This is a genomic window from Nocardia araoensis NBRC 100135 (genome assembly GCF_000308435.1).
Classification (GTDB): domain Bacteria; phylum Actinomycetota; class Actinomycetes; order Mycobacteriales; family Mycobacteriaceae; genus Nocardia; species Nocardia araoensis.
In genome coordinates this window covers 35,640-59,094 of sequence record NZ_BAFR01000164.1, presented here as the reverse complement: position 1 = coordinate 59,094, position 23,455 = coordinate 35,640, and the positions used below count along the sequence as shown (strand labels likewise).

Here is a 23,455-nt window from a genome sequence, read left to right as displayed (position 1 = left end):
GAAGGGCGCCCATTCGAATCCGAATGGGCGCCCTTTCGTTGCGGCGCTTCGCGTCACCGACGACTGAGCGGACACGTGGAAAGCTAGTTGGGCACGATGGCTCGATCCTGGATCGGTAGCGGAGCAGCTTGCGAGGTCGGGGTGGGGCGACGGAACCGGCCGGTACCCGGCGCGCTGATCCACACCGCGAACGCCAGCAGCCCGTCCAGCAGCATGGCCAGCACCGCCACCAGCAGTGCGCCGACCAGCACCCGGTCGTAGCGGTAGAGGCTGATGCCGTCGAAGATGTAGCGGCCCAAGCCGCCCAGGTTGACGTAGGCGGCGATCGTCGCGGTGGCCACCACCTGGAGTGTCGCGCCGCGCAGCCCCGTGAGCAGGATGGGCAGCGCGTTGGGTACCTCCACTCGGAACAGGATCTGCCGCTCGGTCATGCCCATGGCACGCGAAGCGTCCACGACGTCGGCGGGAACGTTCGCGATTCCGGCGTAGGCGCCCGCGAGCAGCGGGGGGATGCCGACCGTGACCAGCGCCAGCAGCGGCGGTATCAGGCCGAGTCCGAGCAGCAGCACCAGAAATGTCAGCAGGCCGAGGGTCGGCAGCGCGCGCATGGCGTTGGCGAAGCCGACCAGGACCGCCGCTCCGCGCCGGGTGTGGCCGATGATCAGGCCGAGCGGCACCGCGATCACCGCGGAGACGACGACGGTCAGGAAGCTGTACCACAGATGCTGGAGGATGCGGGTCCCGATGCCCGACGGCCCGCTCCAGTTGGCGCCGTCGGTGAAGTAGTGCCAGGCGTCGAGGAAAAGGTTCATGCGTCGGCCCCTTTCGCCCTGGCATCCGCGCGCACCCACGGCGTCGACCAGCGGCCCAGCGCGTACACCACCCGGTCGGCGACCAGCGCGAGCGCGAGCGTCACGATGATGCCGGCCACGATCTCGTCCGGGTAGTCGCGCTGATAGCCCTGGGTGAACAGCTTGCCGAGCCCGCCGACGCCGATCAGCGCGCCGACCGACACCATCGCGATATTGGTCACCACCACCACACGCAGACTGGACACGAAGACCGGCACGGCCAGCGGCATGTCCACGGTGAGTGTGCGGCGCAGCGGGCCGTAGCCCACCGCGTCGGCCGCGTCGAGCACCGTGGCGGGCACCGAATCCAGCGCCGCGGGGACCGCGATCACCAACAGCGCCGTGGAGTAGACGGTGAGCGCGATGATCACGTTCAGCGGGTCGATGGCCGAGATCCCCACCAGCGGAGGAATGATCACGAACAGCGCCAGCGACGGGACCGTGTAGGCCAGGCTCGCGGCGGTCACCGTGATCCGGCGCAGCCACGCCGCCCGCCGCACCAGCGCGCCGACCGGGATCGCGATCACCAAGGCCACCAGCAGGGGCAGGAGCGCGAGATAGAGGTGGGTCGCGGTGATGCCCATGATCACCGAGAAGTTCTCGACGAGGTACCTCATGCGGCCCTCCGGATTCCGGCGCAGCAGACGCCGTTTCGTTCGCGGCCGTTCACAGCACTCGTTCCTCGAAGAAGTGCCGGTTGCGTTCGGCGTCTTCGTTGGCGCGCTGCCCGGCCAACTGCTCGAGCACCTCGGTGGCCAGCACGCCGCCGCGCACCGCACCGGCGCTGTCTACGGCGACACCGATTCCGGACGGCGAGGAGATCGCGGCGTCCAGCGCCTGGCGCAGGTCGCCGGACGGGGTGAACAGCGAGCCGCCCGCCGACATGCTGTCGGCCAGTGCGCGGCCGGCACGGAATCCTTCCACGCCGGTGACGTCCATCCAGCCCATCGGCTTGCCGTCGGCGTCAACCACCAGCACCCACTCGCCCGCGTCCAGCCGCAGCTCGCGCACTTCGTCCGGGACGGCCGTCCGGATCTCCCGCAGCGGAACCTCGTTCGCGGACCGGAAGGACAACCCGCGGTAGCCGCGGTCGCGGCCGACGAAGTCGGCGACGAAATCGGTGGCGGGCTGGGCGAGCACGCGTTGCGGCGCGTCGTACTGCTGGAGCACACCGCCGCGCCCGAACACCGCCACCCGATCGCCGAGCGTGATCGCCTCATCGATGTCGTGCGTGACGAACACGATGGTCTTGTGCAATTCCGCCTGCAACCTTTGCATCTCGACTTGCAATTCGGCGCGCACCACCGGGTCGACGGCACTGAACGGCTCGTCCATCAGCAGCACCGGCGGGTCCGCGGCCAGCGCGCGGGCCACGCCGACGCGCTGCTGCTGACCACCCGACAGCTGCGCTGGGTACCGCTGAGCCAGCGAACGGTCCAGGCCGACCCGGTCGAGCACCTCGAGCGCCGCCGCGCGGGCAGCGCGGCGCGAGTCGCCGCGGAGCACCGGAACGGTCGCGACATTGTCGACGACCGTCCGGTGCGGCAGCAGGCCGCCGCTCTGGATGACGTACCCGATCCCGAGACGCAGCCGGACCGGATCGACGGTCGAGACATCCTGTCCGGCAATGGTGATCGTCCCCGAACTGGGCACGATCATGCGGTTGATCATCCGCATCGAGGTCGTCTTACCGCAGCCGGAAGGCCCGACGAACACGGTGAACGACCCGGACTCGATGCGCAGATCCAGGTCGGTGACGGCGTGTGTGCCGTCCGGATAGGTCTTGCTGATACCGGAGAATTCGATATCGGACACCGAATCTCCCTCCCTAGCCGACCGGCTTGTTCAGCCCCTTGGCGGCCACCCAGGCCGCGGCGGCGGCCTTGGGCTCGGTCTTGCCGGTCCCGGAGACCGCCTCGTTCAGCTTGATCAGCTCGGCGGTGGTCAGCTGCGCCGACACCGCGTTCAGCGCCGCGAGCGCCTTGTCCGACTTCTTGCTCGCGTTGAGCAGCGGCACCACGTTCTGCGCGGCGAAGTTGTGCTTCGGGTCGCTGAGCACCACGAGGTCGTTCTGCGGGATGGCAGGCGAGGTGGTGAAGATGTTGGCGGCGGTCACCTGGCCCTCGACCAGCGCACGCACCGTGGCGGGGCCGCCGCCGTCGGCGATCGGCACGAAATTGCTCGCCGCGATATCGAGGTCGTAGTTCTTCTTCAAGCCGGGAAGTCCGCCTGCCCGTTCCTGGAATTCCGCCGGGGCGCCGAATTTCACCTCGGCCGAGTGCGCGGCCAGGTCCGCGATGGTGCTGAGATTCCAACGCTGCGCGGTGGCGCGGGTGACGACGACGGCGTCCGAGTCCTCCCCGGGTGCGGGCGTGCCGATCGCGAGATCGGAACCGAGCGCCTTGCCGAGCGCGCTGTTCACGTCGGCCGCGCTGGTGGCGGTGGCGTTCTTGTCCAGGTACTGCAGCAGATTGCCGGTGTATTCGGGGATCACCGAGATGGCGCACTTCCGCAATGCGGGAACGTAGGCCTCTCTGCTGCCGATATTCAGCTTGGTGTCGACGCTGAAGCCGTTGACGCGCAGCACTTCCGCGTACACCTCGGCGATGGTCTCGGACTCGGGGAAGTTCGCCGAACCGACGATCACCCCGTCTCCCGAACAGCTGCCGCCCGTGGCGAGTGGATCGGAATTGCCACAGGCCGACAGGGACATCGCGACGGCGAGGGCCGTCGCGACGGCGAGGACACGGGCCGCGCGTAGCGCGACGCGCGCAGCGGGGCGCCGGTGCGCGGCGGCACCGGGGGTGCGGGTGGATTTCACGAGAGTCCTTCCGACATGACGGCGGGCGCGGTCTCGGCACCGAGCGGCCGCCGGTACATTCTGGGTGTCCATACTGCCCGCTTCCGGGTTTTTCTGTTGGCCGTGTCGAGTCGTCGGAGAGTTGGTGTCGCCGGATGGTGTTGGCCGCGTCACAGCGGGTGCTGGCCGGATTGCTGGTCGTCGCTTCGGTCGCGCTGGTGGTGTCCTGCGGGAACGACGAGCCACAGCGGTCGATCACGGTCGGCGCGGGTGACTCGATCGAGTCCTCGGTGCTCGCCGAGATCTACGCGGGGGCGCTGGCGCGTACCGGCCTGCGGACCGCGGTGGACCCGCGACTGGGCAGCCGCGCGGATTACCTCGCCGCGCTCGATGCCGACCGGGTCCAGGTGGTCGGCGAGCACACCGGCGCGTTGCTGGGCTATCTCGATCAGCACTCGACGGAGCGGTTGCCGAAGCAGGTGGCGGACGCGGTGAGCGCTGGGCTGCCCGAAGGTCTGGTCGTCTCCGATATCGCCGACGGCACCGATCTGCGACCGCGGGTATTGGTCACCGCGCAGGCGGCGGCGCAGGACAAGGTGCGTTCGGTCAGCGATCTCGCGCCCCGCTGCGCCGGGCTGACCGTCGGCGTGGCAGCCACGCCCGGCCTGCTGCCGCCGACTGGAACCGCTCGCGTCGCCAAGTGCGATTTCGCGGCTACCGTAGCCTTCCCGGATCCGGCGGCGCTGCGGAAAGCGTTGCTGGAAGGCCGGGTTCAGGCCGGTCTGCTCGGCGGTCCTCCTGAACTCGCGCCCGGCGCGACCGACGGATTGGCCGTGCTGTCCGATGACGAGTACGCCGTGCGAGCCGAGAACGTGCTGCCGCTGTTCCGCAAGGGACTGCTCGACCAGCGGCAGATCAAGAAGCTCAACTACGTCGCGGGCGAACTGACGACGGACGAGCTGGCGGTCATGATCCGCGATGTCCGGGACCGAGGCGCCGCGCCCAGCGAGGTCGCGCGTGCCTGGTTGGACAAACACTCGTTGTAGGAGCCGAAACCGAGAGGCCATCGAGATCCCACATCTCGATGGCCTCTCGTCGTGTACGGGCCGGGGCATCGGGAACGCGATACCCGAGGCCGTGGATTGTGGGGACCATCACGGATCGCGACGTCTTGTTCACAGGCTGTTCCACGCCGTATATTCCACGTGGAATATTTAGCGTGGAGCATGTCGGGACCGGGCGATAGCGTGCCGGTCGGCGGCAGGCTCGCAGCGTCGGCGGCCGACGGCCGAGACGATCGAACGACGGAGGTGAACAGGCATGGGGCAAGGGCAGGCGCATCCATCGGTGACGCCGTTGGCCATCGCCGTGCTCGCGCTACTGGAGGAGCGGCCCATGCATCCGTACGAGATGTTCCAGTTGCTGATCGCCCGGCGCGAGGACAAGCTGGTCAAGGTACGGCCCGGCTCGCTGTACCACACCGTGTCCCGCCTCGCCGACCAGGAATTGGTCCGCGCCGAGGGCGTCGACCGGGCGGGCAACCGGCCCGAACGCACCACCTACCGGATCACCGGGCGCGGCAGGGAGGCGCTGCGCAACCGGATCGCCGAGATCGTGCGGCGGCCCGTCCCGGAGTATCCGATCTTCCCGTTGGCGCTGGGGGAGTTGCACAACCTGCCCAAAGCGGAGGCGCTCACGCTGCTGCGCGAACGAATCGGCGTACTGGAAACCGAACTGGCCGATGCCGACATGCTGAGCGCGTGGGCCGAAGAACATGTCGTCCCCCGGCGCTACTGGGTCTCCCTGCCCTATCTGCGGGCGATGCTCACCGCCGAACTCACCTGGGTCAAGGAGTTCACCGCCGAATTGGCCGGCGGCGCGATCGAATGGCAGGACTTCGACCCCGTGACCGGCGAACGCTCCGAGCCCGCCGACTCCGGAGTGTCGCCGCCGGTGCCGCGCCGCGCCGCGGCGAACCCCGCCCCGAGCTTTTCAGATAATCCGAGTTAGGAAACGAAACAGATGTCCACACAACGCAATCCGTGGCTGGCGCTGTTCGCGCTGGTCGTCGGCTTCTTCATGATCTTGCTGGACATGACGATCGTCGCGGTCGCCAATCCCGCGATCATGACCAGCCTGCACGCCGACATCTCCCAGGTCATCTGGGTGACCAGCGCCTACCTGCTCACCTACGCGGTGCCGCTGCTGGTCACCGGTCGGCTGGGTGATCGGTTCGGCCCCAAGAACATCTATCTGATCGGCCTGACCGTGTTCACCGCGGCGTCACTGTGGTGCGGCCTGTCCGGCACCATCGGCATGCTGATCGCGGCCCGCGCCGCCCAGGGCATCGGCGCCGCGCTGATGACGCCGCAGACCATGGCCGTGATCACCAGGACCTTCCCGCCGGACCGGCGCGGCGCCGCCATGGGTCTGTGGGGCGGTGTCGCAGGATTGGCGACCCTGGTTGGTCCCATCCTCGGCGGTGTGCTGGTGGACGGTCTCGGCTGGGAGTGGATCTTCATCGTGAACGTCCCGGTCGGCGTCGTCGCCTTCGCGCTGGCGGTCTGGCTGGTGCCCGACCTGCCGACGCACGAGCACAAGTTCGATATTCCCGGCGTGGTGCTCAGCGGCGTCGGCATGTTCCTGCTGGTCTTCGGGATTCAGGAAGGCAACACCTACGACTGGTCGTTGCGCATCTGGCTGCTGATCGGTGCGGGCCTGGTGGTACTCGCGGTGTTCCTGGTCAACCAGGCCAGGAACAAGGGTGAGCCGTTGCTGCCGCTGAGCCTGTTCCGCGATCGCAACTTCGCGCTGTCGAATACCGCGATCGCCGCGATGGGCGCGGCGGTGACCTCCCTGATGGTGCCGACCTACTTCTACCTGCAGGCCGTGCGGGAGATGTCGCCGACCAAGTCCGCGCTGGTCTTCGCGCCCATGGCGATCGTGACCGGTTTCTCCGCGCCGCTGGTCGGCAAGTTCGCCGACAAGCTGCACCCGCGGATCGTGCCCACCCTCGGCTTCGGCCTGTTCGCGCTGTCGGTGTTCTGGTTCGCGGCGCTGATGAAGCCGGACTCGTCGCTGATCTGGTTCCTCGTGGCCGCGGCGCTGGCCGGTTTCGCCAACGCCTGCATCTGGGCTCCGCTGGCGTCCACCGCCACGCACAATCTGCCGATCCAGCAGGCCGGTGCGGGCGCCGGTGTCTACAACACCACCCGCCAGGTGGGCTCGGTGCTCGGCAGCGCGGCGATCAGCGCGCTGGTGGCGGCCCGGATGACGGCGAACGGCCTGGGCGGCGGCCCGGTCGCCGAAGGAGGCGCGGGTCAGGGCCCGCTCCCGGAGTTCGTCAAGGATTCCTTCAGCACGGCGCTCGGCCAGTCCGCGCTGCTCCCCGCGGCCGTCCTGCTCATCGGCGTCGCCGCCTCGGTGCTGTTCATCCGCCACGGGGAGTCCGCTCCGCCGCGGCTGGAGAAAGAACGGGTCGAGGCCGACTCCGTAGCGAGCTGACCGATCCAGACCATGCCCCGCAGAAGACATTCTTCTGCGGGGCATGTTCGTCAGCGAACCCGAGCCTGCGGAAGACAGCGGCGCGGGGGAAGGCTGGTGGATAGTCGGCTGTTTCAGGCGACCTGGACGGTGACCGTGGGGTAGCCGGTGGCGCCGTCGGGGATCACGTCGCGGCGTTCGGCGGTTTGGGTTTCGCCGGTGCCGTCGGTGGCGCGGGCGCGGAGGGTGTGCGGGCCGGAGGTGGCGTCCCAGTCGAAGACCCACTGGCGCCAGGTGTCGATGGACTGCTCTTCGGAGAGGCGGGCCTGTTGCCAAGGGCCGTTGTCGATTTGTACTTCCACGGCGCGGATGCCGCGATGCTGTGCCCAGGCCACTCCGGCGATGGGGACGCGACCCGGCTGGAGGCGGCCGCGGGCGCGCGGAGTATCGATGCGGGTGCCGGTCTTGATCGGTCCGCGTGCCGACCAGCCGCGCCGGGTCCAGTAAGCGGTGGCGCGATCGAAGCGGGTGACTTCGAGTTCGGTCACCCACTTGGTGGCCGAGACGTAGCCGTAGAGGCCGGGCACGACCAGCCGGGCCGGGTAACCGTGCTGCACCGGAAGGGGTTCGCCGTTCATGCCGACCGCGAGCAGCGCGTCGCGTCCGTCGGTGAGCACGGCCAGCGGCGTGCCCGCGGTCCAGCCGTCGGCACTGTGGGACAGGACCATGTCCGCGTCGGGGTGCGGCCCCGCCTCGGCCAGCAACTGATCCACGCGGTAGCCGAGCCAGCGCGCGTTGCCGATCAGGTCGCCGCCCACCGGATTCGACACGCAGGCCAGCGTGACCAGGTGTTCCTCCACCGGACGAAGCGCCAGATCCGCCCAGCTGAGCCGGATCTCGCGGTCGACCATGCCGTGGATGCGCAGCGACCAGCCGTCCTTGGACACTTGCGGCACGATCAGCGCGGTGTCGATCCGGTAGAAGTCGTCGTTCGCGGTGAGATACGGCGTCAGCCCGGGCACGCGGAGATCCACACCCGGCGCCACCGGTTCGGCAGGGGCGGACGGTTCCGGCAACTGCACCGCGGCTCGCTCACCGGACACATCGCTGCGGCGCGCACCCAGCACGCGTCCGCCGACTCCGGTGACCACGGCCAAGCCGCCGGCTACCAGCAGTCCTCGCAGAACTTGCCTGCGCTCCGGGGAGCGGGACCGGCTGACGGCGGGCGACTCGGTGGAGTACGAGGCAGGCTCTGCGGAGGCGCTATCGGCCGGTGCGAATTCACCTCCGCGCGAGCCTGTTTCCGGTTCTTGGTCAGGGGACTCCGTACTTTCTACGTTTCCCGGTATATCCGCAGCCGCACCGATAGCGGCGTCAGACCTCTCTCCGATACCCGCCACGCCCCCGGAACGGCCTACATTCGCACCTTTTTCGGTAGACGCGGCTCCCTCGGTCGCGGTCCGCGGTCCGGAATCGCCGGTCGACGGAACCGCATCGGTCGGCGTATCGGCAGACTCTTCGATCGCCGCGTCGATGCGACGGGTCAGCGCCCGTAGCGAGTAGACGCCGACGGCGACGCCGACGACCGTCGGCAACGCGGCGGACAGACCGGTACGCGCCACCGCCACCCAGGCCGTGATCACCCCGAACACGACGAACAACCACGACCCGGCGGCACGGGTGGTCCGCTCGATCGCTCCGGCCACTCCGGCGACCAGCACGGTGATCACGCCCATGATCAGGTACAGCGCGGCTTTGTCTTCGGTGCCGAAGGTGGTGATGGCCCATTCCCGCACCCTGTCGGGCGTGTGGTCGACCACGGCCGAACCGAGCAGGTGCAGCGGCGCGCTGTCGGGGCCGAGGAAAGCGGCGAGCAACTCGGCGACGCCCAGCGTGAGGCCCGCCGAGACGATCCCGGCCACCACACGCAGTCGCAGATCGGCCATGGCATCGAGACTACTGCCGGACGGCCGCCGCAGCCGCCGACCCGATCGGTCCGAGCTCCTCGGACCGCGACGGCGCGCTGTTCGTCGCGGACGGACCACGACACGCGAAAGGCGCTGCCCGCGAACGGACAGCGCCTCTCGACGATCGGCTCAGTTGTAGATGCTCGCCACGTCGTCGGCGTGCTGCTTCATCACGACCGCGCGCTTGAGCGACATCTTCGGGGTGAGTTCGCCGGTCTCCTGGGTCCAGTCGATGGTCAGCAGACGGATCTTCTTGATCTGCTCGGCGTGCGAGACCTTCTTGTTGGTCTCGGCCACCGCCGCGTTCACCTCGGCGAGCAGGTCGGGGTTCTCGATCAGCTTCTCGATCGGGGTGTCGGCGGGCAGGCTGTGGCGTTCCTTCCAGCCGGGCAGCGACTCCGGGTCCAGCGTGATCAGCGCGCCGATGAACGGCTGACCGTCGCCGACCACCATCACCTGGCTGATCAGCGGGTGCGCACGCAGCGAGTCCTCCAGCAGCGCGGGGGAGACGTTCTTGCCACCGGCGGTGACGATGATCTCCTTCTTGCGGCCGGTGATGGTGATGAAGCCGTCGCTGTCGATGGCGCCGAGGTCACCGGTCTTGAACCAGCCGTCCTCGAACGCGTCCTCGGTGGCCTCCGCGTTGCCCCAGTAGCCGCTGAACACGACCGAGCCGCGCAGCAGCAGCTCGCCGTCCTCGGCGATCTTGGCGCCGTGACCCTCGATCGGCCGCCCGACCGAGCCGACCCGGATGTGCTCCGGGGTGTTGACCGCGATGGCCGCGGTGGTCTCGGTGAGGCCGTAGCCCTCGTAGATGGTCACGCCGACGCCGCGGAAGAAGTGACCCAGCCGTGCGCCGAGCGGCCCGCCGCCGGAGACGGCGGCCTCGCACTGGCCGCCGAGCGCGGCGCGCAGCTTGGCGTACACCAGCTTGTCGAACAGCGCGTGCTTCAGCTTCAGCACCACGCCCGGTCCGCCGTTGTCGAGCGACTCGCTCCAGGCGATCGCGGTCTCGGCGGCGGCGTCGAAGATCTTGCCCTTGCCGCCGTCGTGCGCCTTCTGCTTGGCGCTGTTGAACACCTTCTCGAACACCCGGGGCACCGAGAGGATGAAGTGCGGCCGGTAGCTGCCGAACTGTTCGACCAAGGTGGACCAGTCGGCGGTGTGCGCGACGATCACCTTCGCGTCGAACGCGGCCAGCGCGACGGCGCGCGCGAAGACGTGCGCCAGCGGCAGGAACATGAGGGTCTTCTTGCCCTCGGTGACGTACTTGTTCAGCGCGATCCGATCGGACTTCGACTCCGCGTACAGGTTCGCGTGGGTCAGCATGACGCCCTTCGGGCGGCCCGTGGTGCCCGAGGTGTAGATCAGGGTGGCGGGAGACTGCGCACCCACCTGCGCGCGGCGCTCGTGCACAGCCTGGTCGTCCAGGGCGGCGCCCCGGCCGAGCAGTTCGTCCACCGCGCCCTTGTCGATCTGCACGATCTCCCGCAGGTCCGGCAGCGACCCGGCTTCGATCTCGTCGATCACCTTGCGGTGCTTGTCGCTGTCCACGATCAGCAGCTTGGTGGCCGAGTCCTGCAGGATCCACTTGGCCTGTTCGGCGGCGGAGCTGTCGTAGATCGCGACCGTGCAGCCGCCCGCGGCCCAGGTGGCGAAATCGAGGACGGCCCACTCGTAGCGGGTGGGGGCCATGATGGCGACGCGATCGCCGAGTTCGATACCCGAGGCGATCAGGCCTTTCGCCACCCCGGTAACGGTTTTCGCGAATTCCGCGGCGGTGACATCCCGCCAGCCGCCACTGCCGTTCGGCACGTTGAACAGCACCGTGTTCGGCGACTGCTCGGCGTGGCGGAAGACGTTGTCGGAATTGTTCGCGTCATCCGGAATGGTGTAGGAAGCCGGGACTTCGAACTCTCGCATCAGTGCCCTTCCACGTGGGTTTACTCGCCAGTAATCTACGACACCTGCGTCAGGGCCGTGAGGTCGACCACCGCCAATCGCCTCCGCGCATCACCGCAGGCTGGGGACCCGCTCGAATTTCATCCTAGTTCGCGCAGGTCCGCCGGTTGAATCGCTTCGCGAAGGAACTCGGCGAGTTCGCGCAGCGCGGCCGCGGCGGGCGCCGCCAGCGCGGCCTGCAACTGAGCGACGTGCCACAAGCCCTTGCTCTCGGTGAAGCGCACGTGTACCCCCGCCTCGCGCAGTGCGGCGACCAGCGCGACGCACTGCCGGTGCAGCAGCTCGCTGACGTCCACCTGCACGTACGTCGGCGGCAGGCCCCGCAGCTCGCCGGTCAGTGGCGCGTAAGCCGGATCCGCGGCATCGCCGTCGCCGAGGTAGGCAGCTGCGCAAGCGCGTGACCAGGGCTTGTTGATCACCAGATCGCGTTCCCGCTCCGGGATCTCGTTCGGGTCCGCCCAAGGCGCGATCAAACCGAGCGCGGCCGGGGTCTGCCCGTGGCGGGCGATCAGACGCTGCGCCAGCGCGAGCGACAGACCGCCGCCCGCGGAGTCGCCGGAGACGGCGATCCGGTCCGGCCGCAGACCCGACGCCACCAGCTCCAGGAACGCCGCCTCGGCGTCGTCCAGTGCCGCGGGGAAGGGGTGCTCCGGCGCCAGCCGGTAATCCAGCACGTAGACCGGGCAACCGGTGTCCAGCGCCAGCCGGGCCGCCAGCGAGCGGTGCGTGGCCGGCGAGCCGACCGCGTATCCGCCTCCGTGGAGATAGAGCACGGCGCCGTGCTCGGAGGTGTCCGCGAAGTCGATCCGCTCGGCGGGCCTGCCGCCGAGGCACACCGGCCGCACGACGGCGCCCGCGGGCAGCAACTGTGCCCGCGACGTCACGTCGAGCAGCCTGCGCTGCACCGTGAACGGCAATCGTTTGTTCAGTGTGACCCGGAAGATCGGATTCAGTATTGCCCGCGCGAGGGGCAGCGGAAAGTCGATGTCCCGCATTCGTCGTTCCTCGGCTCCCGGCTCAGGGAAGGAAGCGGCGTTCGACGTTGGCCGCGATCCGCTGGTAGCCCGACGCGGTGACCCGGACGAACAGATCCAGCAACTTGGCCTCCCAGCCGATCAGCACGCGGCCGTGCCCCTTGCGCACGCCGTCGACGATGGTCTGCGCCGCCATCTCCGGGGTGTGGATGGCCAGCTTCCGGTCGAACATCGACGCGGCCGACTTGGCGTCGATGCCCTCGGCGTAGGTGGCGTTGCGGGCGACGGCGGTCTTGATGCCGCCGGGATGAACGCAGGTGACCTTGACCGGGTGCCGCGCGACCAGCATCTCCTGGCGCAGCGACTCGGTGAATCCGCGCACCGCGAACTTCGCGGCGTTGTAGGCGCTCTGCCCGGGGATCGCGATCAGGCCGAACAGGCTGGACACGTTGACGATGTGGCCGTCGCCGGACTCGATGACCATCGGCAGGAACGCCTTGGTGCCGTTGACGACGCCCCAGAAATCGACGTCCATCACGCGCTCGAAGTCCTTGTACTCCGAGCGGACGACCTCGCCGTGGTGGGCGATGCCCGCGTTGTTGTAAACCTGGTGCACCGTGCCGAAGTGCGCTTTCACCGCGTCGGCGTAGAGGATCACCGCTTCGCGCTCGACCACGTTCAGCCGGTCGGACTTGACCTCGGCGCCGAGCTGCTCACAGCGGCGCACGGTCTCGGCGAGGCCGTCGACATCGATATCCGACAGTGCCAGTTTGGCGCCGCGCCGGGCCAGATTCACCGCCAGCGCGCGGCCGATCCCGGAGCCCGCTCCGGTGATCACACATACCTTGTTCTCGAAGTAAGCGTCACTGCTCACGATGCCACTGCTTTCAAGTCGGCGTTGGAAATGGAGATGTCGTACGCCGCCACGTCGAATGTCTTGGTCAGCCTACGGAATTCGAAAGTGAAGTCCGGCCACAGCGTGGTGTTGTTGCCGTGCTTGTCCAGGTACCAGCTCGAGCACCCGCCGGTCAGCCAGACGCTGCCCGCGAGCTTCGCCTGCAGATCGGCGTTGTAGGCATCCTGCACATCGCGGCGCACTTCTACGGTACGCAGGTCGAGGCGGTCGATGGTAGCCAGTGCGTCGGCGATGTAATTGATCTGCGACTCGATCATGTAGACCATCGAGGTGTGCCCGAGGCCGACGTTCGGGCCCAGCAGGAAGAACATATTGGGGAAATTCGCGATCGCGGAGCCCTTGTAGCCCTGCTGGCCGATCTCGTCGAACACTTCCGCCAGGGTGCGGCCGTCCCGGCCTGCGATGGTGTTGTACGTGGGGGAGTCGGTGACGTGGAAGCCGGTCGCCACGATCAGCGCGTCGATCTCGCGCTCGGTGCCGTCCTGGGTGACGATCGAGTTCGCGCGCACCTCGGCGATGCCATCGGTGACCACGTCGACGTTGGGGCGCGACAGCGCGGGGTAGTAGTCGTTGGAGATCAGCATGCGCTTGCAGCCGATCCGGAAATTCGGAGTCACCTTCGCGCGCAGCTCGGGGTCGCGGATCTCGTAGCGCAGTTTCGCCTTCGCGATCGCCTCGAACAACTGCATCAGGGCTGGGACCTTGGCCAGGCCGACGACCTGGGTCTCGCGGGCGGCGTAGATGGCGGCGCGGGACAGTCGCTGGAGGCCGGGTACGTGCTTGAAGGCCAGTCGCTCGGCCGTCGTGTACGGGCGGTCGAGGCGCGGCAGCAGCCACGGCGCGGTGCGCTGGTAGACGTCCAGGTGGCCGACCTGCCCGGCGATGGCGGGCACGATCTGGATCGCCGAGGCGCCGGTGCCGATGATGGCGACCCGCTTGCCGGTGAGGTCGGCGTCGTGGTTCCAGCGGGCGGAGTGGAAGATCTCGCCTTCGAACCCGCCGATGCCTTTGATGTCCGGGAGGGCGGGCTCGCACAGCGCGCCGACCGCGGAGATCACCGTGTTCGCGGTGAAGCTGCCCTTGGTCGACTCGATCTCCCAGAGCGCGGTCTCGTCGTTCCAGCGGGCGCTGGTCACGTCGCAGTCGAAGATGTGCTTGTCGCGCACGGCGTAGCGCTTCGACACATCCTGGATGTACTGCTGGATCTCGCCCTGCCGGGAGAAGGAGCGCGACCAGTTCGGGTTCAGCGCGAACGAGTACGAGTACAGGTGCGAAGGGACGTCGCAGGCCGCGCCGGGGTAGGTGTTGTCGCGCCAGGTTCCGCCGACGTCGTTGCCGCGTTCCAGCACGAGGAAGTCGTTGCGACCCTCCTGGGTCAGCCGGATGGCCAGACCCAGACCCGCGAACCCGCTGCCGATGATGATCGTCCTGGCGTGGCGCGTGGGTCGGCCGGCGACAGCTTTGTCTGTAACCTTGCGACTCATGTAACCGAGCCTACGATCCTATTGAGCGTGAGTCAACAGTGTATTGACTGACGTTCAGTAGGATTGGCGCGTGACGAGAACCCAGGGAGACGCCCCCAAGCGCACGCGGCTGAGTCCCGACGAGCGCCGCGAGCAGTTGATCACCTTGGGCGCGAAGATGCTCGGCGAGCGTTCCATCGAGGACATCTCCGTCAGCGAGATCGCCGCCGAGGCGGGCATCTCCCGCGGCCTGCTGTTCCATTACTTCCCGACCAAGCAGGATTTCCAGCTCGCGATCGTGCACCACGCCAACGCCGAACTGCTCGAGCGCGTCGCCCCGGATCGCTCGCTCGGCCTGTTCGAGATGCTGCGCGACTCGATCGAGCGCTACATCGAGTACGTCACGGAGAACCGGACCTCCTATCTGGCGCTCCTACGCGGCCCCACCAGCGTCAGCCCCGAGCTGGCCCCGCTGGTCGACCAGACCCGCGACGCCATCATCGGGATCATCCTGGCCGAGACCCCCGTGCCGGTCGCCGAAGCCGACCATCCCCGCCTCATGCTCGCCATGCGCGGCTGGATCGCGTTCGTCGAGGAATCCACGCTCACCTGGCTGCGCTCGGAGCCCATCTCGCGTACGGAGTTGATCGACCTACTGGTCGAATCGTTGATCGCCATCGCGTTCGCCGTTGACCCGGATCTGGCCGCGGCGCTGCGAGGTTGAGCGGGGCTCGCTCGCGTCCGCCGCGCCGGCCGTGTGCCGATCAGCCGTCCGCCGCGTTGTAGCGGACCAGGTACCCGGCGAGTTTCGCGAGGTCATCGTCGTCCCAGTCCCGGAACCGTTCGGCGAACGCCTCCCGGCGGCGCTGCTCGGCCTCCCGTGCGATCCGCTGCCCGGCGGGGGTGGCGCGCAGGATGTGGTTGCGGCGGTTGGCCGGATCGACCTCCCTGGTGAGATACCCGAGCCGTTCCAGCGCCGCCACCTGCCTGCTCACCGTGGATTTGTCCAGCAGGAAGTGCTCGGCCAGTTCGGTGGCCAGGCAGCCGTCGCGTTCGATGACCAGGTCCAGGATGCTCGACGCGACCAGCGGCAGTTCCGGATGCAGTTCGGCGGCTCGGCCACGGGCTCGGCGGGCGAATGCGGTGAGCTCGCGCTGAATGGTGTGGATCGCGGTCGAGCGAGTGGGGAATGCCGGAGATTGCCGCATGGTTGTATAGTACAACGAAGATAGTTGTATTTACCAACCGTTTGGGGAGTCGTCTCATGCACCAACTACGGCATGTCGCCGCGCATCTGCTCACCCCACTGCTGATGTGCCTCGGCATGGCACTGGCGTATCTGGGCGCGTTCCACCAACCCGAGCCGAACCACCTGAAGGTGGCGATCGTGGGTGACGCACCGCAGGTCAAGGTGCTGGCGCAGACGCTGAAGGACCGGGCCGGAGACGCACTGGAGGTGGTCACCCTGCCCGGCCGGGAGGAGGCGGTGCGGCAGTTGCGCGAGCGGACGCTGGCCGGCGCCTATGTGCCGGAATCGCACGAAGCGCTGGTCGCCAAGGCTGGTTCCGACACCACGGCGATGGCGGCCGAGGCCGTCTTCGGCCGGATCGCCGCCCAGCAGGGCGCACCGGTCGAGGTCACCGATATCGCTCCGCCGAGCACCGGCGATCCGACCGCGCAGGGCCTGTTCTTCCTGCTGGTGGCATTGAGCATCGGCTCCTACGGCAGCGTCGCGGCGATCGGCGCAGCCGGGGCGGGACTGAGCATGGGCGTTCGCGCATTGCTCGGCCTGGTCACGTCGCTGGCGGTGAGCGTCATCGGACTCGGCGTCGCGGGGCCGGTATTCCATGTGGTCGACCACGACTACGCCGCCGTCTGGGCGATGTCGTGGCTGTATTCGGCCGGGATTCTCGCGGTGGGCATCGGGCTGCACACCTTCTTACGGCGCTGGACCACGCTGACGATGATGGTGCTGTTCGTGATGCTCAACTTCACGACATCGGGCGGCGTGTACGGGCCGTGGCTGCAGAACGATTTCTTCGGCGCGCTGCATTCGTTCTGGAACGGAGCGGGTTTCGTCGAGGGCGCGCGCACCCTGTTGTACTTCGACGGCGGTGCGGGATTCGGCAACCGGGTGTTGAGCTTGGTGCTGTGGCTGGCGGCCGGTGCGGGACTGGTGCTGGTGGCGGGGGGCTACGAACGCAGGCTGCGCGGGCCCGCCCGCACCGAGACGGTTCGCGTCACGGAACACGCGGCCGAGGAAGAGATCGAAGAAGCGGTCGGAGTCTGACGCACCCGAGTGTGGCGCTGCCCACACGCCGTCCTTCGCACGCCCTTGTGCTGCCAATACCCGCCTGCTCCAGTGCCTTTCGATTTTGTGGCGGAAATCCCGGCGCATACCGTTGGGTGGTCGATGGTGTGGGACGGCGATGGAGGCCGCCGATGTTGGTCATCAATGAACGAACGACGGCGCCGCGATCCGAACAGCGCGTGCTCGACTGGATGCGTACTTGGACCGGCCAGTACGTCATTGTGGGACTCGCGATCTCGGGGTGTTACCTACCCGACCGCGAACGCAAGGACGAAACGCAGGAAGCCGATCTGGTGGTGATCACCCCCAGGGCGGCGGTCGTCATCGAGGTCAAGGGCACCGTCCCGGAGGCGACGAGCGGCGTCCTGTCGGTGCAGGCCAACGGCCGCTGGCGGCTGTCCGGCTACGCGGGCGACCCGATCCATGTGCGCGACCACGACAGCAGCCCGTTCGATCAGGTGACGAACAACGTCTTCAATCTGAAGGCGCTGGTGCGCAAGCACAATGCCGAAGCCTTCGTCGACGGCCTGATCGTGGTGGTGCCGCCGAGGGATTCGAACCTCACGCTGAACATCGAGTCCCGCAGGCGCGGTTGCGCGGTGGTGCTCGGAGCCGGGCAGGCCGATTTGCGAGCGTGGTTCCACCGCACCGCGAGCCGCAAGCTCATCTGGACCGCCGAGCGCACCCATGCCCTGCTGACCGAGTTGAACCTGGGCGATCAGGTCACCGTCGACGACCTGGTGGCCGACGGTTTTCCGCCGGAGCGGAAGTTGCGGGCCGGAACGCTGGCGGCGTTGGACAGCGTCACGCGAAAGGCTCCCGAGCTCGAGGGCCGGGCGTCCGGCGGGGGTTCCGACGCGGATGACGTGGCGGCTGGTTCGACGCCTGGAGATGCCGTGCCGGAGCAGCCGGATGCCGGGCCGGAGACAGCGGATGCCGTACCGGAGGCACCGGATGCTGTGCCGGAGGTGCCGGATGCTGTGCCGGAGGTGCCGGATGCCGTACGGGATCGGGATGTGCCGGAGGTGCCGGATGCCGTTGCGGAGTCGCAGGCTGCCGTTCTGCGGTCGCCGGCTGCCGTTGCGGAGGCCGCGAGCGCTGCCGTATCCGGTTCGACGGAAGCGTCCGGGAACGGGGACGAGCGAGAGGTAGATCGGCAGGTCCCGGAGTCGGATGAGTCACTTGCGTCGCCCGCGCCGAACGAGACCGATGCCACGGAAACCGGCGAGCGGCACGAGGACTCGGAGCCTGCGCCGTCGACGCGGTCCGGTTCCTCGAGCGCATCGCAAGCCGACCGGTCATCTCGGCAGGACACCGCCCTTCCGGACGGCAGTCACGACCCCGCGTCCGAGCCGCAGCCCGCGCACGCACCCGCTACGCCCGCGCGAGCCTCGGCCGCTGAAGTAGATCCGTTCGCACCGGAATTCCTCGCGCCGGAGCCGGTACCGGCGCCTGCGTCGTCGGACACGGCAGCACGTTCCGATCGGTACGCCCGGGAAGAACACCGTTCGGCCTCGTATCGCCCAGAGGCGCTGCCCGATTCCGATGTGTCGGAGCATGACCGGCTCGAGTCGCCTCGCTTCGAAGGCAGGCTCGCGGCGAGACCCGCAAGGGAAGGTGACGCCGAGCCGTATGCAGACGAAGCGCAACCATTGGCGACCGGAGCCGCGGCGTCGATACGGCGTGTCCCGGCCGAGCCCGCCGCGGCCGAGCTGACCGACAACGAACCCTATTCTGCCGATGAGGACTTCGACCCGGCTGCGCGCTCGGGTACCGCGCCGTCGTCGTTCACCGACAGTTGGTCGTCGTGGATCGATCCCGCCCCGGACCGTCCGCTGCGCCCACGTCCGGTGCAAGCCCCGGTGCCGAGCCGACCCGCGTCATGGTCAACACCTACCCGCGAACCCGAGCCACTGCGCCGTCCCACGCCGACCGCAGTGCTCGAGCGTCGCCCCCGGGTCGCGGTTCGCGAGCAGCTGACCGCACTGTCCGCGCGCATCCCCGGTCGCGGTTCCGAGAAATCGAAGCCACGCGGCCACCGCACGCAACAGATCGCCGCGATAGCGCTGATCGTGCTCGTCATCGGCACGCTTTGGATACTGGCCGCCTCCTGCTCGACACCCACGGGCGGCGCCGTACAACCCACCCCGGCACCCGTGCTGACCACCGAGGCAGTCCCACCACCGCCGACCGTCACGGAAACCCCGGCCCGCATGAACCTGCTGCCGTTGTGCACTCCACGCACCCCCGAATGCTGACGCCGCCGGGCTCCGCTCAGGAGTCTCGGTCCCGCGGCGCACTGACGGCTTGCCTCCATCGGGTCTCGCCCTCCGTGCCGGTGGGGGTGGGAAGCGCGTCGCGAGCGCGCCGCTGACATGTGAGTATCCCGCGAGATGGAGCGCCGAGGTGAGACGAACAGCTTCATCGAGGAGCCTGCCGTTGGCGGTGACGCGGGTCGACAAGTAGGCCAGCCGTCGACCGCAAAGCCCGCTCAGCCCCCAACTCGGCCCCCTCACCCCCCACCTCTGGCAGTTCACGGCAAGGCCCTGAAAGGACGCGCGGGCGTAGAGTGCTCCCAGCGCTCCTCCGTATGACTCCACGGCCTGACTTGTGTTCTGGCGGAACCCAATTGACGGAGGAGTGATGTTGACAGCACTGATCTCTGGAAGGACGCGTGTTCACCACCACCGACTCCGAGCTGGACGATCTCTACGCGGCCATTGAGAAATCCGCGCGGCTATGGGACGTGCCGTGCACCCGAGAAGCCGTCTGGCCCACTCTGTCCGCATACGGCGCGATGCTCACGCGCTCCGTGATTTCTCTCCGCGTTGTCACCGACGCCCGCCGCGCGGGAGACCTCGACTACCGCTTCTTGACGCTGCCCAGCGACGTCGACCCTTACCGCATCGCCCTTGCGAACGAACTCCTTCCCGAGACGGATCATCCGATCGGCACCCTGCTCGATCAGGTCCGCGAGCGGTGCCCCATCCACAGTTACGGGATAGACATCGGTGTAGTCGGCGGCTTCAAGAAAATCTGGCCGTTCTTTCCCGCCGATGGCATGCAGAAGGTATCGGAACTCGCCGAACTACCGTCCATGCCGCCCAGTCTCGCCGACCACGCCCGCATGTTCGCGCGTCACGGCTTGGAGGACAAAGTCGGCTTGCTCGGCATCGACTACCACGACAAGACGATGAACGTGTACTTCCCCGGCCTGTCGGCCGACTACTTCGAGCCCCGCGCCATCCTGGCGCTGCACCGGGACGCGGGACTCCCGGACCCGAGCGATCAATTCCTCTCGCTTACCGAGAAAGCATTCGATATATACGCCACCATCAGCTGGGAATCGGCCCGGATCGAGCGCCTCTGCTTCCCCGTGATAACACCGGACCCGAGAACGCTTCCGGTTCCTATCGAGCCACGCTTCGAGCACCTCGTCGACGAGGTGCCGATCAACACGCCCGACCGCCGCTTCACCTATGCCGCCACCTCGTCACCCGACGGCGAGTCCTACAAATTCAGTTGGTTCTACCAATGGCAGCCCAGAATTCTGGACAGGATGAAGACTTCCGATTCATAGAGCTGTGGGTAGGGCGTGTCAGCTGAAGAGTCCCACTCTGCTGACACGGCCCTTCGCTAGCAGTGCCGACCGGAGGAGTTGGACGGCCGCCTCGAACGGGGCGCCCTGCTGATGAAGATGTCGGCGCTGGTTTGCGAGTCCGGGGAATCGGTGGACCAGCGATCGCCTGGGGCCGGTGACAGGGCTGGGGGCTGCTGTGCGGTGGTCTATCCGTCGTGCTCGGACGACTTGTCCGCGGAGCGCCACCATGCTCGTTTCGCAAGCGATTCGGCTTCGTATGCCGAGGCCGGGCATGTGTCTCCGCCGATGAGGTACCCGACGCGCAGACCGTGACGGCGACGCGACAGCACAAGAGGCGGTGACGAAGAGTTCGTGCATGGATCACCTTCGAATGAGTTGTACGGTGGGATGACGAATCGGATCAGCAGTCGATCGGCGACGTATCAGGTCAGCCTGTGACCGGTTCCGGGGCGGCGGCTGAAAATTCGCGTCGGCGAGGAAGTTCGGGGAAATCAGGCGCTGCGCCGCACTCCGACGCTGGGCGCGTGGCCGTCGCCGATGCCCTACTGCTGGTCGACGGGTACATGAATTGGCCAGTCCCACCAGCCGCGTGCCAGACGGTGAGTGATCGAAGGGTTTCGGTGAACAGGCGCGGATCGCGCTGACGGCCGGTGCTTCCACGGCCGTCCGCGGTGAGAGTTCTACCGGGCTGCCCGGTGACATGCGCGCTAGAGCCGTTCGAGGGCACTGCCGGGAGCCGCCGTCGGGTCCACTCGCGCCGGTGAGCGCAATGCCGATATGGGCGGTGTCCGCCGCGTCAGCACCTGCGTGGTGACACCGGAGGGTCACGTCAAGGCCGTCTGCGACGTGGGAGATCGCTACTCATCCCACAACAATCATCACTTGTGTGTTCTACGACGGGGATTCGCGGATCGGCGGCGTGGGCCTACACGAGGCGAGGGGACGATCTGACCAGGTGCCCTTCGCCCGTTCGCGCGTGAAGCCGGTGGGCTGAACCGCTCTACCTGGAAGCGGCCTGGTGTCGGGTCGTGATCTATCCCTTCGTCTCATCGGTGGCGGGCGAGTTCGCGCGCTGGTAGCCGGGGTGCACGCCCACGTCCAAACCTTGCTGTTCGGCGATGCGCACCAGCAGTGACGCCAACTGATCGCGTTCGGCGGGTGAGAGCGCGGCGGTGAGGTCGGCTTCGTGGGTTTGGAGCACCGGCCAGAGTTCCCCCATCAGCTGGTAGGCCGCCGGGGTCGGATGCAGTTCGTGGTTGCGGCGGTCTGTGGTGCTGCGGCGGCGTTCGACGAGGCCTTTGCGGTCGAGGTTGTCGAGGAGGGCGACGACTCGGCTGGGGACCACGCCGAGTTCTTCGGCCAGGGCGCGCTGGCTGCGGCCGGGTGACATGGCGATCATGCGCAGCACCCCGATATCGGGGGGAGTCAGACCGAGCGGGGCGATGCGGTCGGTGAACCGCTGGGTGGCGTGCGCGCCGAGTTGTGCGAGCAGGAACGAGACCTGCCGGGTGAGGGCCTGTCGCGGAATCGGGTTGTCACCCGCTTGCTCTCCTGCTGTCACGGGGTTATCGTACACACGCTCAATAGTTCATATCAGTGAACGATTCACTCACTAGAACGGAATCTCGGCATGACCACTCCCGCAATCGCTTCCACTCCACTGCGGCCGGATATACCGAAGCCGGGCCCGCCGCCGGGAGTCTTCGCCGCGGCGTCGGCGGCGCTGTTCGTCGCCGGGTTGGCCGCGAGCACCGTCGCGGCCGGCGGCGACGTATTCCCCTCCCCGTTCGCCGCGCCGGAAGAAGCGCTGTTCTACTTCACCGACCACCGCGACGCGGTCCGGCTGGGGGCGACGTTGCAGTTCGCCGCCGCGATTCCCGGCGCCCTGTTCGTCGCCGCGATCACCGCGCGGCTGCGGACGCGGGGCGCGCTCGCCCTCACCGGAGGCGCGCTCGCCACCGGATTCCTGATGCTGTCGGCGGTGGTGACCTGGGTGCTGACCGTGCCGGAGGTCATCGACTCGTCGCACTTGGTGCGCGCTCTGCACACGCTGGCATTCCTCGCGGGCGGCCCGGCGAACGTCGTCTCGACCGGTTTGCTCGTCGCGGGAATCGCGCTGCCCGCTTTGATTCTGCGGCCCTGGCTGGCCAGGACCGGGCTCGTCATCGCCGTCGCCGGACTGGCTACCACGGCGACGCTGCTGCGCACCGAGGCCGCCGTGCTGCTGCCGCTGGCCCGCTTCACCGGGATGGCGTGGTTGATCGCCGCCGGTTTTCTCGTCTCGAAATCCACTGTCGCAGAAACGGAATGACCGATGAATTCGCACACCGAGAAGCTCGTCCGATTCCAGCGTCCCGAACGTTCGCTGCCCTACCTCCCCGGTCTCGGCGCCGACCGCGTCGCACCGCTGTTCGGTCTGACTGTCGACGACTACGAGAAGCTGTGCGCCGATCTCGATGAACAGGCGCGCTGGGCGGCGGCAGCCCTGCTCGACGACGCCGCGGTGGCCGCCGCGGTGGACCGGTTGCCGTTTCGAGCCGACCAGCACGTGGTCGCCCTGGGCGAGAGCTCGACCGCCGACCGGCTGTCGTGGTTCGAGATCCTGCGCCATCTGCTCGACCTGCGCAGACCCCACGACGCCATCCGGCTCACCAATCTCGCCGTCTCGGGCGCGACCACGACTCAGACGCTGACACTCGCTCCCGCTCTGTGGTTTCACAATCCCGACTGGGCGGTCTGCCAGCTCGGCGCAAACGACGCCCAGCGTATCGGCGGCGTCGGCGGTCCGCGCCTGGTCGGCCTGTCCGAAACCGAGCGCAACCTGCGTATCCTCCGATCCCGCGCACCTCGAGCGGCGCAGTGGATCTGGCTCACCCCGACCACGGTCGACGAAGCCCGCATCGCCACGTTCGAACCGTTCAAACGAATCGGCATCGCCTGGACCCGAGCCGACATCGCCGACACCTCGACCGTGCTGCACGACCTGGCCGACCTGACCGTCGACGTGGAGAACGACACGATTCCTGATGGTGAGGACCCGTTGCTGCTCGACGACGGTGTCCACGCCACGCTGGCCGGTCAGCAGGCGGTGGCCGCGTCGTTCGTCGCCGCGTTGGCGGAGTCGTGA

20 protein-coding genes are annotated in these 23,455 nt (G+C 68.1%); 9 read left to right on the top strand and 11 right to left on the bottom strand.

Translation table 11 applies throughout. The features are described 5' to 3' along the window. Positions 1-83 precede the first annotated feature (83 nt). From ON21_RS22715 to ON21_RS22700, 4 genes are read right to left on the bottom strand one after another with little or no spacing between them, the layout of a single operon-like run. Positions 84-812, bottom strand: a complete 729-nt coding sequence (locus tag ON21_RS22715; protein ID WP_051021227.1) for an ABC transporter permease — start codon at positions 810-812, stop codon at positions 84-86. Continuing rightward, positions 809-1,468 carry an ABC transporter permease gene (locus tag ON21_RS22710; protein ID WP_039800512.1) on the bottom strand — a complete coding sequence of 220 codons (660 nt, stop codon included), beginning with the start codon at positions 1,466-1,468 and terminating at the stop codon, positions 809-811. The genes ON21_RS22715 and ON21_RS22710 overlap by 4 nt, the downstream gene beginning before the upstream one ends. A 49-nt stretch (positions 1,469-1,517) precedes the next feature. Beyond that, positions 1,518-2,666 carry an ABC transporter ATP-binding protein gene (locus tag ON21_RS22705; RefSeq protein WP_039800511.1) on the bottom strand — a complete coding sequence of 383 codons (1,149 nt, stop codon included), beginning with the start codon at positions 2,664-2,666 and terminating at the stop codon, positions 1,518-1,520. Positions 2,667-2,679: 13 nt separating this feature from the next. Then, on the bottom strand, positions 2,680-3,564 hold the full coding sequence (locus ON21_RS22700; RefSeq protein ID WP_051021232.1) for an ABC transporter substrate-binding protein: 885 nt from the start codon (positions 3,562-3,564) through the stop codon (positions 2,680-2,682). A gap of 242 nt (positions 3,565-3,806) precedes the next feature. Between ON21_RS22700 and ON21_RS22695 the strand changes: the two genes are divergently transcribed. From ON21_RS22695 to ON21_RS22685, 3 genes are all read left to right on the top strand, one after another. Continuing rightward, complete coding sequence (locus tag ON21_RS22695; protein WP_039800507.1) at positions 3,807-4,697, top strand: glycine betaine ABC transporter substrate-binding protein; 891 nt, start codon at positions 3,807-3,809, stop codon at positions 4,695-4,697. 274 nt (positions 4,698-4,971) lie between these two features. Continuing rightward, a complete protein-coding gene (locus ON21_RS22690) occupies positions 4,972-5,661 on the top strand; it encodes a PadR family transcriptional regulator (RefSeq protein WP_039800506.1) in 690 nt (229 codons plus the stop codon). A gap of 12 nt (positions 5,662-5,673) precedes the next feature. Further along, positions 5,674-7,155, top strand: coding sequence for a DHA2 family efflux MFS transporter permease subunit (locus tag ON21_RS22685; RefSeq protein WP_039800504.1), 1,482 nt, complete (start codon positions 5,674-5,676; stop codon positions 7,153-7,155). A 113-nt stretch (positions 7,156-7,268) separates the two neighbouring features. On the opposite strand, the gene ON21_RS22680 is transcribed toward ON21_RS22685, so the two are convergent. From ON21_RS22680 to ON21_RS22660, 5 genes are all read right to left on the bottom strand, one after another. Continuing rightward, positions 7,269-9,080 (bottom strand): molybdopterin-dependent oxidoreductase, encoded by a 1,812-nt coding sequence (locus tag ON21_RS22680; RefSeq protein WP_039800503.1) that lies wholly within the window; start codon positions 9,078-9,080, stop codon positions 7,269-7,271. Positions 9,081-9,230: 150 nt separating this feature from the next. Then, positions 9,231-11,024, bottom strand: a complete 1,794-nt coding sequence (locus tag ON21_RS22675) for an AMP-dependent synthetase/ligase (RefSeq protein WP_039800502.1) — start codon at positions 11,022-11,024, stop codon at positions 9,231-9,233. A gap of 119 nt (positions 11,025-11,143) precedes the next feature. Continuing rightward, a complete protein-coding gene (locus ON21_RS22670; RefSeq protein WP_039800501.1) occupies positions 11,144-12,058 on the bottom strand; it encodes an alpha/beta hydrolase in 915 nt (304 codons plus the stop codon). Positions 12,059-12,080: 22 nt separating this feature from the next. Beyond that, positions 12,081-12,911 (bottom strand): SDR family NAD(P)-dependent oxidoreductase, encoded by an 831-nt coding sequence (locus ON21_RS22665; RefSeq protein WP_039800500.1) that lies wholly within the window; start codon positions 12,909-12,911, stop codon positions 12,081-12,083. After that, positions 12,908-14,437 (bottom strand): flavin-containing monooxygenase, encoded by a 1,530-nt coding sequence (locus tag ON21_RS22660; protein WP_039800498.1) that lies wholly within the window; start codon positions 14,435-14,437, stop codon positions 12,908-12,910. The genes ON21_RS22665 and ON21_RS22660 overlap by 4 nt, the downstream gene beginning before the upstream one ends. Before the next feature lie 70 nt (positions 14,438-14,507). Here ON21_RS22660 and ON21_RS22655 point away from each other — a divergent pair, with 70 nt between their 5' ends. Continuing rightward, complete coding sequence (locus tag ON21_RS22655) at positions 14,508-15,140, top strand: TetR/AcrR family transcriptional regulator (RefSeq protein ID WP_039800496.1); 633 nt, start codon at positions 14,508-14,510, stop codon at positions 15,138-15,140. A 40-nt stretch (positions 15,141-15,180) separates the two neighbouring features. Here the strand turns inward: ON21_RS22655 and ON21_RS22650 are convergent, their stop codons facing one another. Further along, on the bottom strand, positions 15,181-15,624 hold the full coding sequence (locus ON21_RS22650) for a MarR family winged helix-turn-helix transcriptional regulator (RefSeq protein ID WP_039800495.1): 444 nt from the start codon (positions 15,622-15,624) through the stop codon (positions 15,181-15,183). Between the two features lie 56 nt (positions 15,625-15,680). On the opposite strand from ON21_RS22650, the gene ON21_RS22645 reads away from it, so the two are divergent. The 3 genes from ON21_RS22645 (at position 15,681) to ON21_RS22635 (ending at position 20,307) form a co-directional block, all read left to right on the top strand. After that, positions 15,681-16,706, top strand: a complete 1,026-nt coding sequence (locus ON21_RS22645; protein ID WP_051021226.1) for a hypothetical protein — start codon at positions 15,681-15,683, stop codon at positions 16,704-16,706. 152 nt (positions 16,707-16,858) lie between these two features. Then, complete coding sequence (locus ON21_RS22640; RefSeq protein ID WP_039800492.1) at positions 16,859-18,985, top strand: NERD domain-containing protein; 2,127 nt, start codon at positions 16,859-16,861, stop codon at positions 18,983-18,985. Positions 18,986-19,401: 416 nt separating this feature from the next. Then, positions 19,402-20,307: an aromatic prenyltransferase gene (locus tag ON21_RS22635; protein WP_039800491.1), complete on the top strand. Its 906-nt coding sequence runs from the start codon at positions 19,402-19,404 to the stop codon at positions 20,305-20,307. Positions 20,308-21,361: 1,054 nt separating this feature from the next. On the opposite strand, the gene ON21_RS22630 is transcribed toward ON21_RS22635, so the two are convergent. Next, a complete protein-coding gene (locus ON21_RS22630) occupies positions 21,362-21,889 on the bottom strand; it encodes a MarR family winged helix-turn-helix transcriptional regulator (protein ID WP_245562688.1) in 528 nt (175 codons plus the stop codon). A gap of 69 nt (positions 21,890-21,958) precedes the next feature. Here ON21_RS22630 and ON21_RS22625 point away from each other — a divergent pair, with 69 nt between their 5' ends. Both ON21_RS22625 and ON21_RS22620 read left to right on the top strand, forming a co-directional pair. Then, a complete protein-coding gene (locus tag ON21_RS22625) occupies positions 21,959-22,639 on the top strand; it encodes a hypothetical protein (protein ID WP_039800490.1) in 681 nt (226 codons plus the stop codon). A gap of 3 nt (positions 22,640-22,642) precedes the next feature. After that, positions 22,643-23,455 (top strand): SGNH/GDSL hydrolase family protein, encoded by an 813-nt coding sequence (locus tag ON21_RS22620; RefSeq protein WP_051021225.1) that lies wholly within the window; start codon positions 22,643-22,645, stop codon positions 23,453-23,455.

Excerpts from the sequence above, each read along its gene's own strand:
- ON21_RS22650 (WP_039800495.1), bottom strand. The coding sequence starts at position 15,624 with ATGCGGCAATCTCCGGCATTCCCCACTCGCTCGACCGCGATCCACACC.
- ON21_RS22620 (WP_051021225.1), top strand. The coding sequence starts at position 22,643 with ATGAATTCGCACACCGAGAAGCTCGTCCGATTCCAGCGTCCCGAACGT.
- ON21_RS22680 (WP_039800503.1), bottom strand. The coding sequence starts at position 9,080 with ATGGCCGATCTGCGACTGCGTGTGGTGGCCGGGATCGTCTCGGCGGGC.
- ON21_RS22690 (WP_039800506.1), top strand. The coding sequence starts at position 4,972 with ATGGGGCAAGGGCAGGCGCATCCATCGGTGACGCCGTTGGCCATCGCC.
- ON21_RS22715 (WP_051021227.1), bottom strand. The coding sequence starts at position 812 with ATGAACCTTTTCCTCGACGCCTGGCACTACTTCACCGACGGCGCCAAC.
- ON21_RS22670 (WP_039800501.1), bottom strand. The coding sequence starts at position 12,058 with ATGCGGGACATCGACTTTCCGCTGCCCCTCGCGCGGGCAATACTGAAT.
- ON21_RS22675 (WP_039800502.1), bottom strand. The coding sequence starts at position 11,024 with ATGCGAGAGTTCGAAGTCCCGGCTTCCTACACCATTCCGGATGACGCG.
- ON21_RS22685 (WP_039800504.1), top strand. The coding sequence starts at position 5,674 with ATGTCCACACAACGCAATCCGTGGCTGGCGCTGTTCGCGCTGGTCGTC.
- ON21_RS22645 (WP_051021226.1), top strand. The coding sequence starts at position 15,681 with ATGCACCAACTACGGCATGTCGCCGCGCATCTGCTCACCCCACTGCTG.
- ON21_RS22710 (WP_039800512.1), bottom strand. The coding sequence starts at position 1,468 with ATGAGGTACCTCGTCGAGAACTTCTCGGTGATCATGGGCATCACCGCG.
- ON21_RS22700 (WP_051021232.1), bottom strand. The coding sequence starts at position 3,564 with ATGTCCCTGTCGGCCTGTGGCAATTCCGATCCACTCGCCACGGGCGGC.
- ON21_RS22695 (WP_039800507.1), top strand. The coding sequence starts at position 3,807 with ATGGTGTTGGCCGCGTCACAGCGGGTGCTGGCCGGATTGCTGGTCGTC.
- ON21_RS22660 (WP_039800498.1), bottom strand. The coding sequence starts at position 14,437 with ATGAGTCGCAAGGTTACAGACAAAGCTGTCGCCGGCCGACCCACGCGC.
- ON21_RS22640 (WP_039800492.1), top strand. The coding sequence starts at position 16,859 with ATGTTGGTCATCAATGAACGAACGACGGCGCCGCGATCCGAACAGCGC.
- ON21_RS22625 (WP_039800490.1), top strand. The coding sequence starts at position 21,959 with ATGACCACTCCCGCAATCGCTTCCACTCCACTGCGGCCGGATATACCG.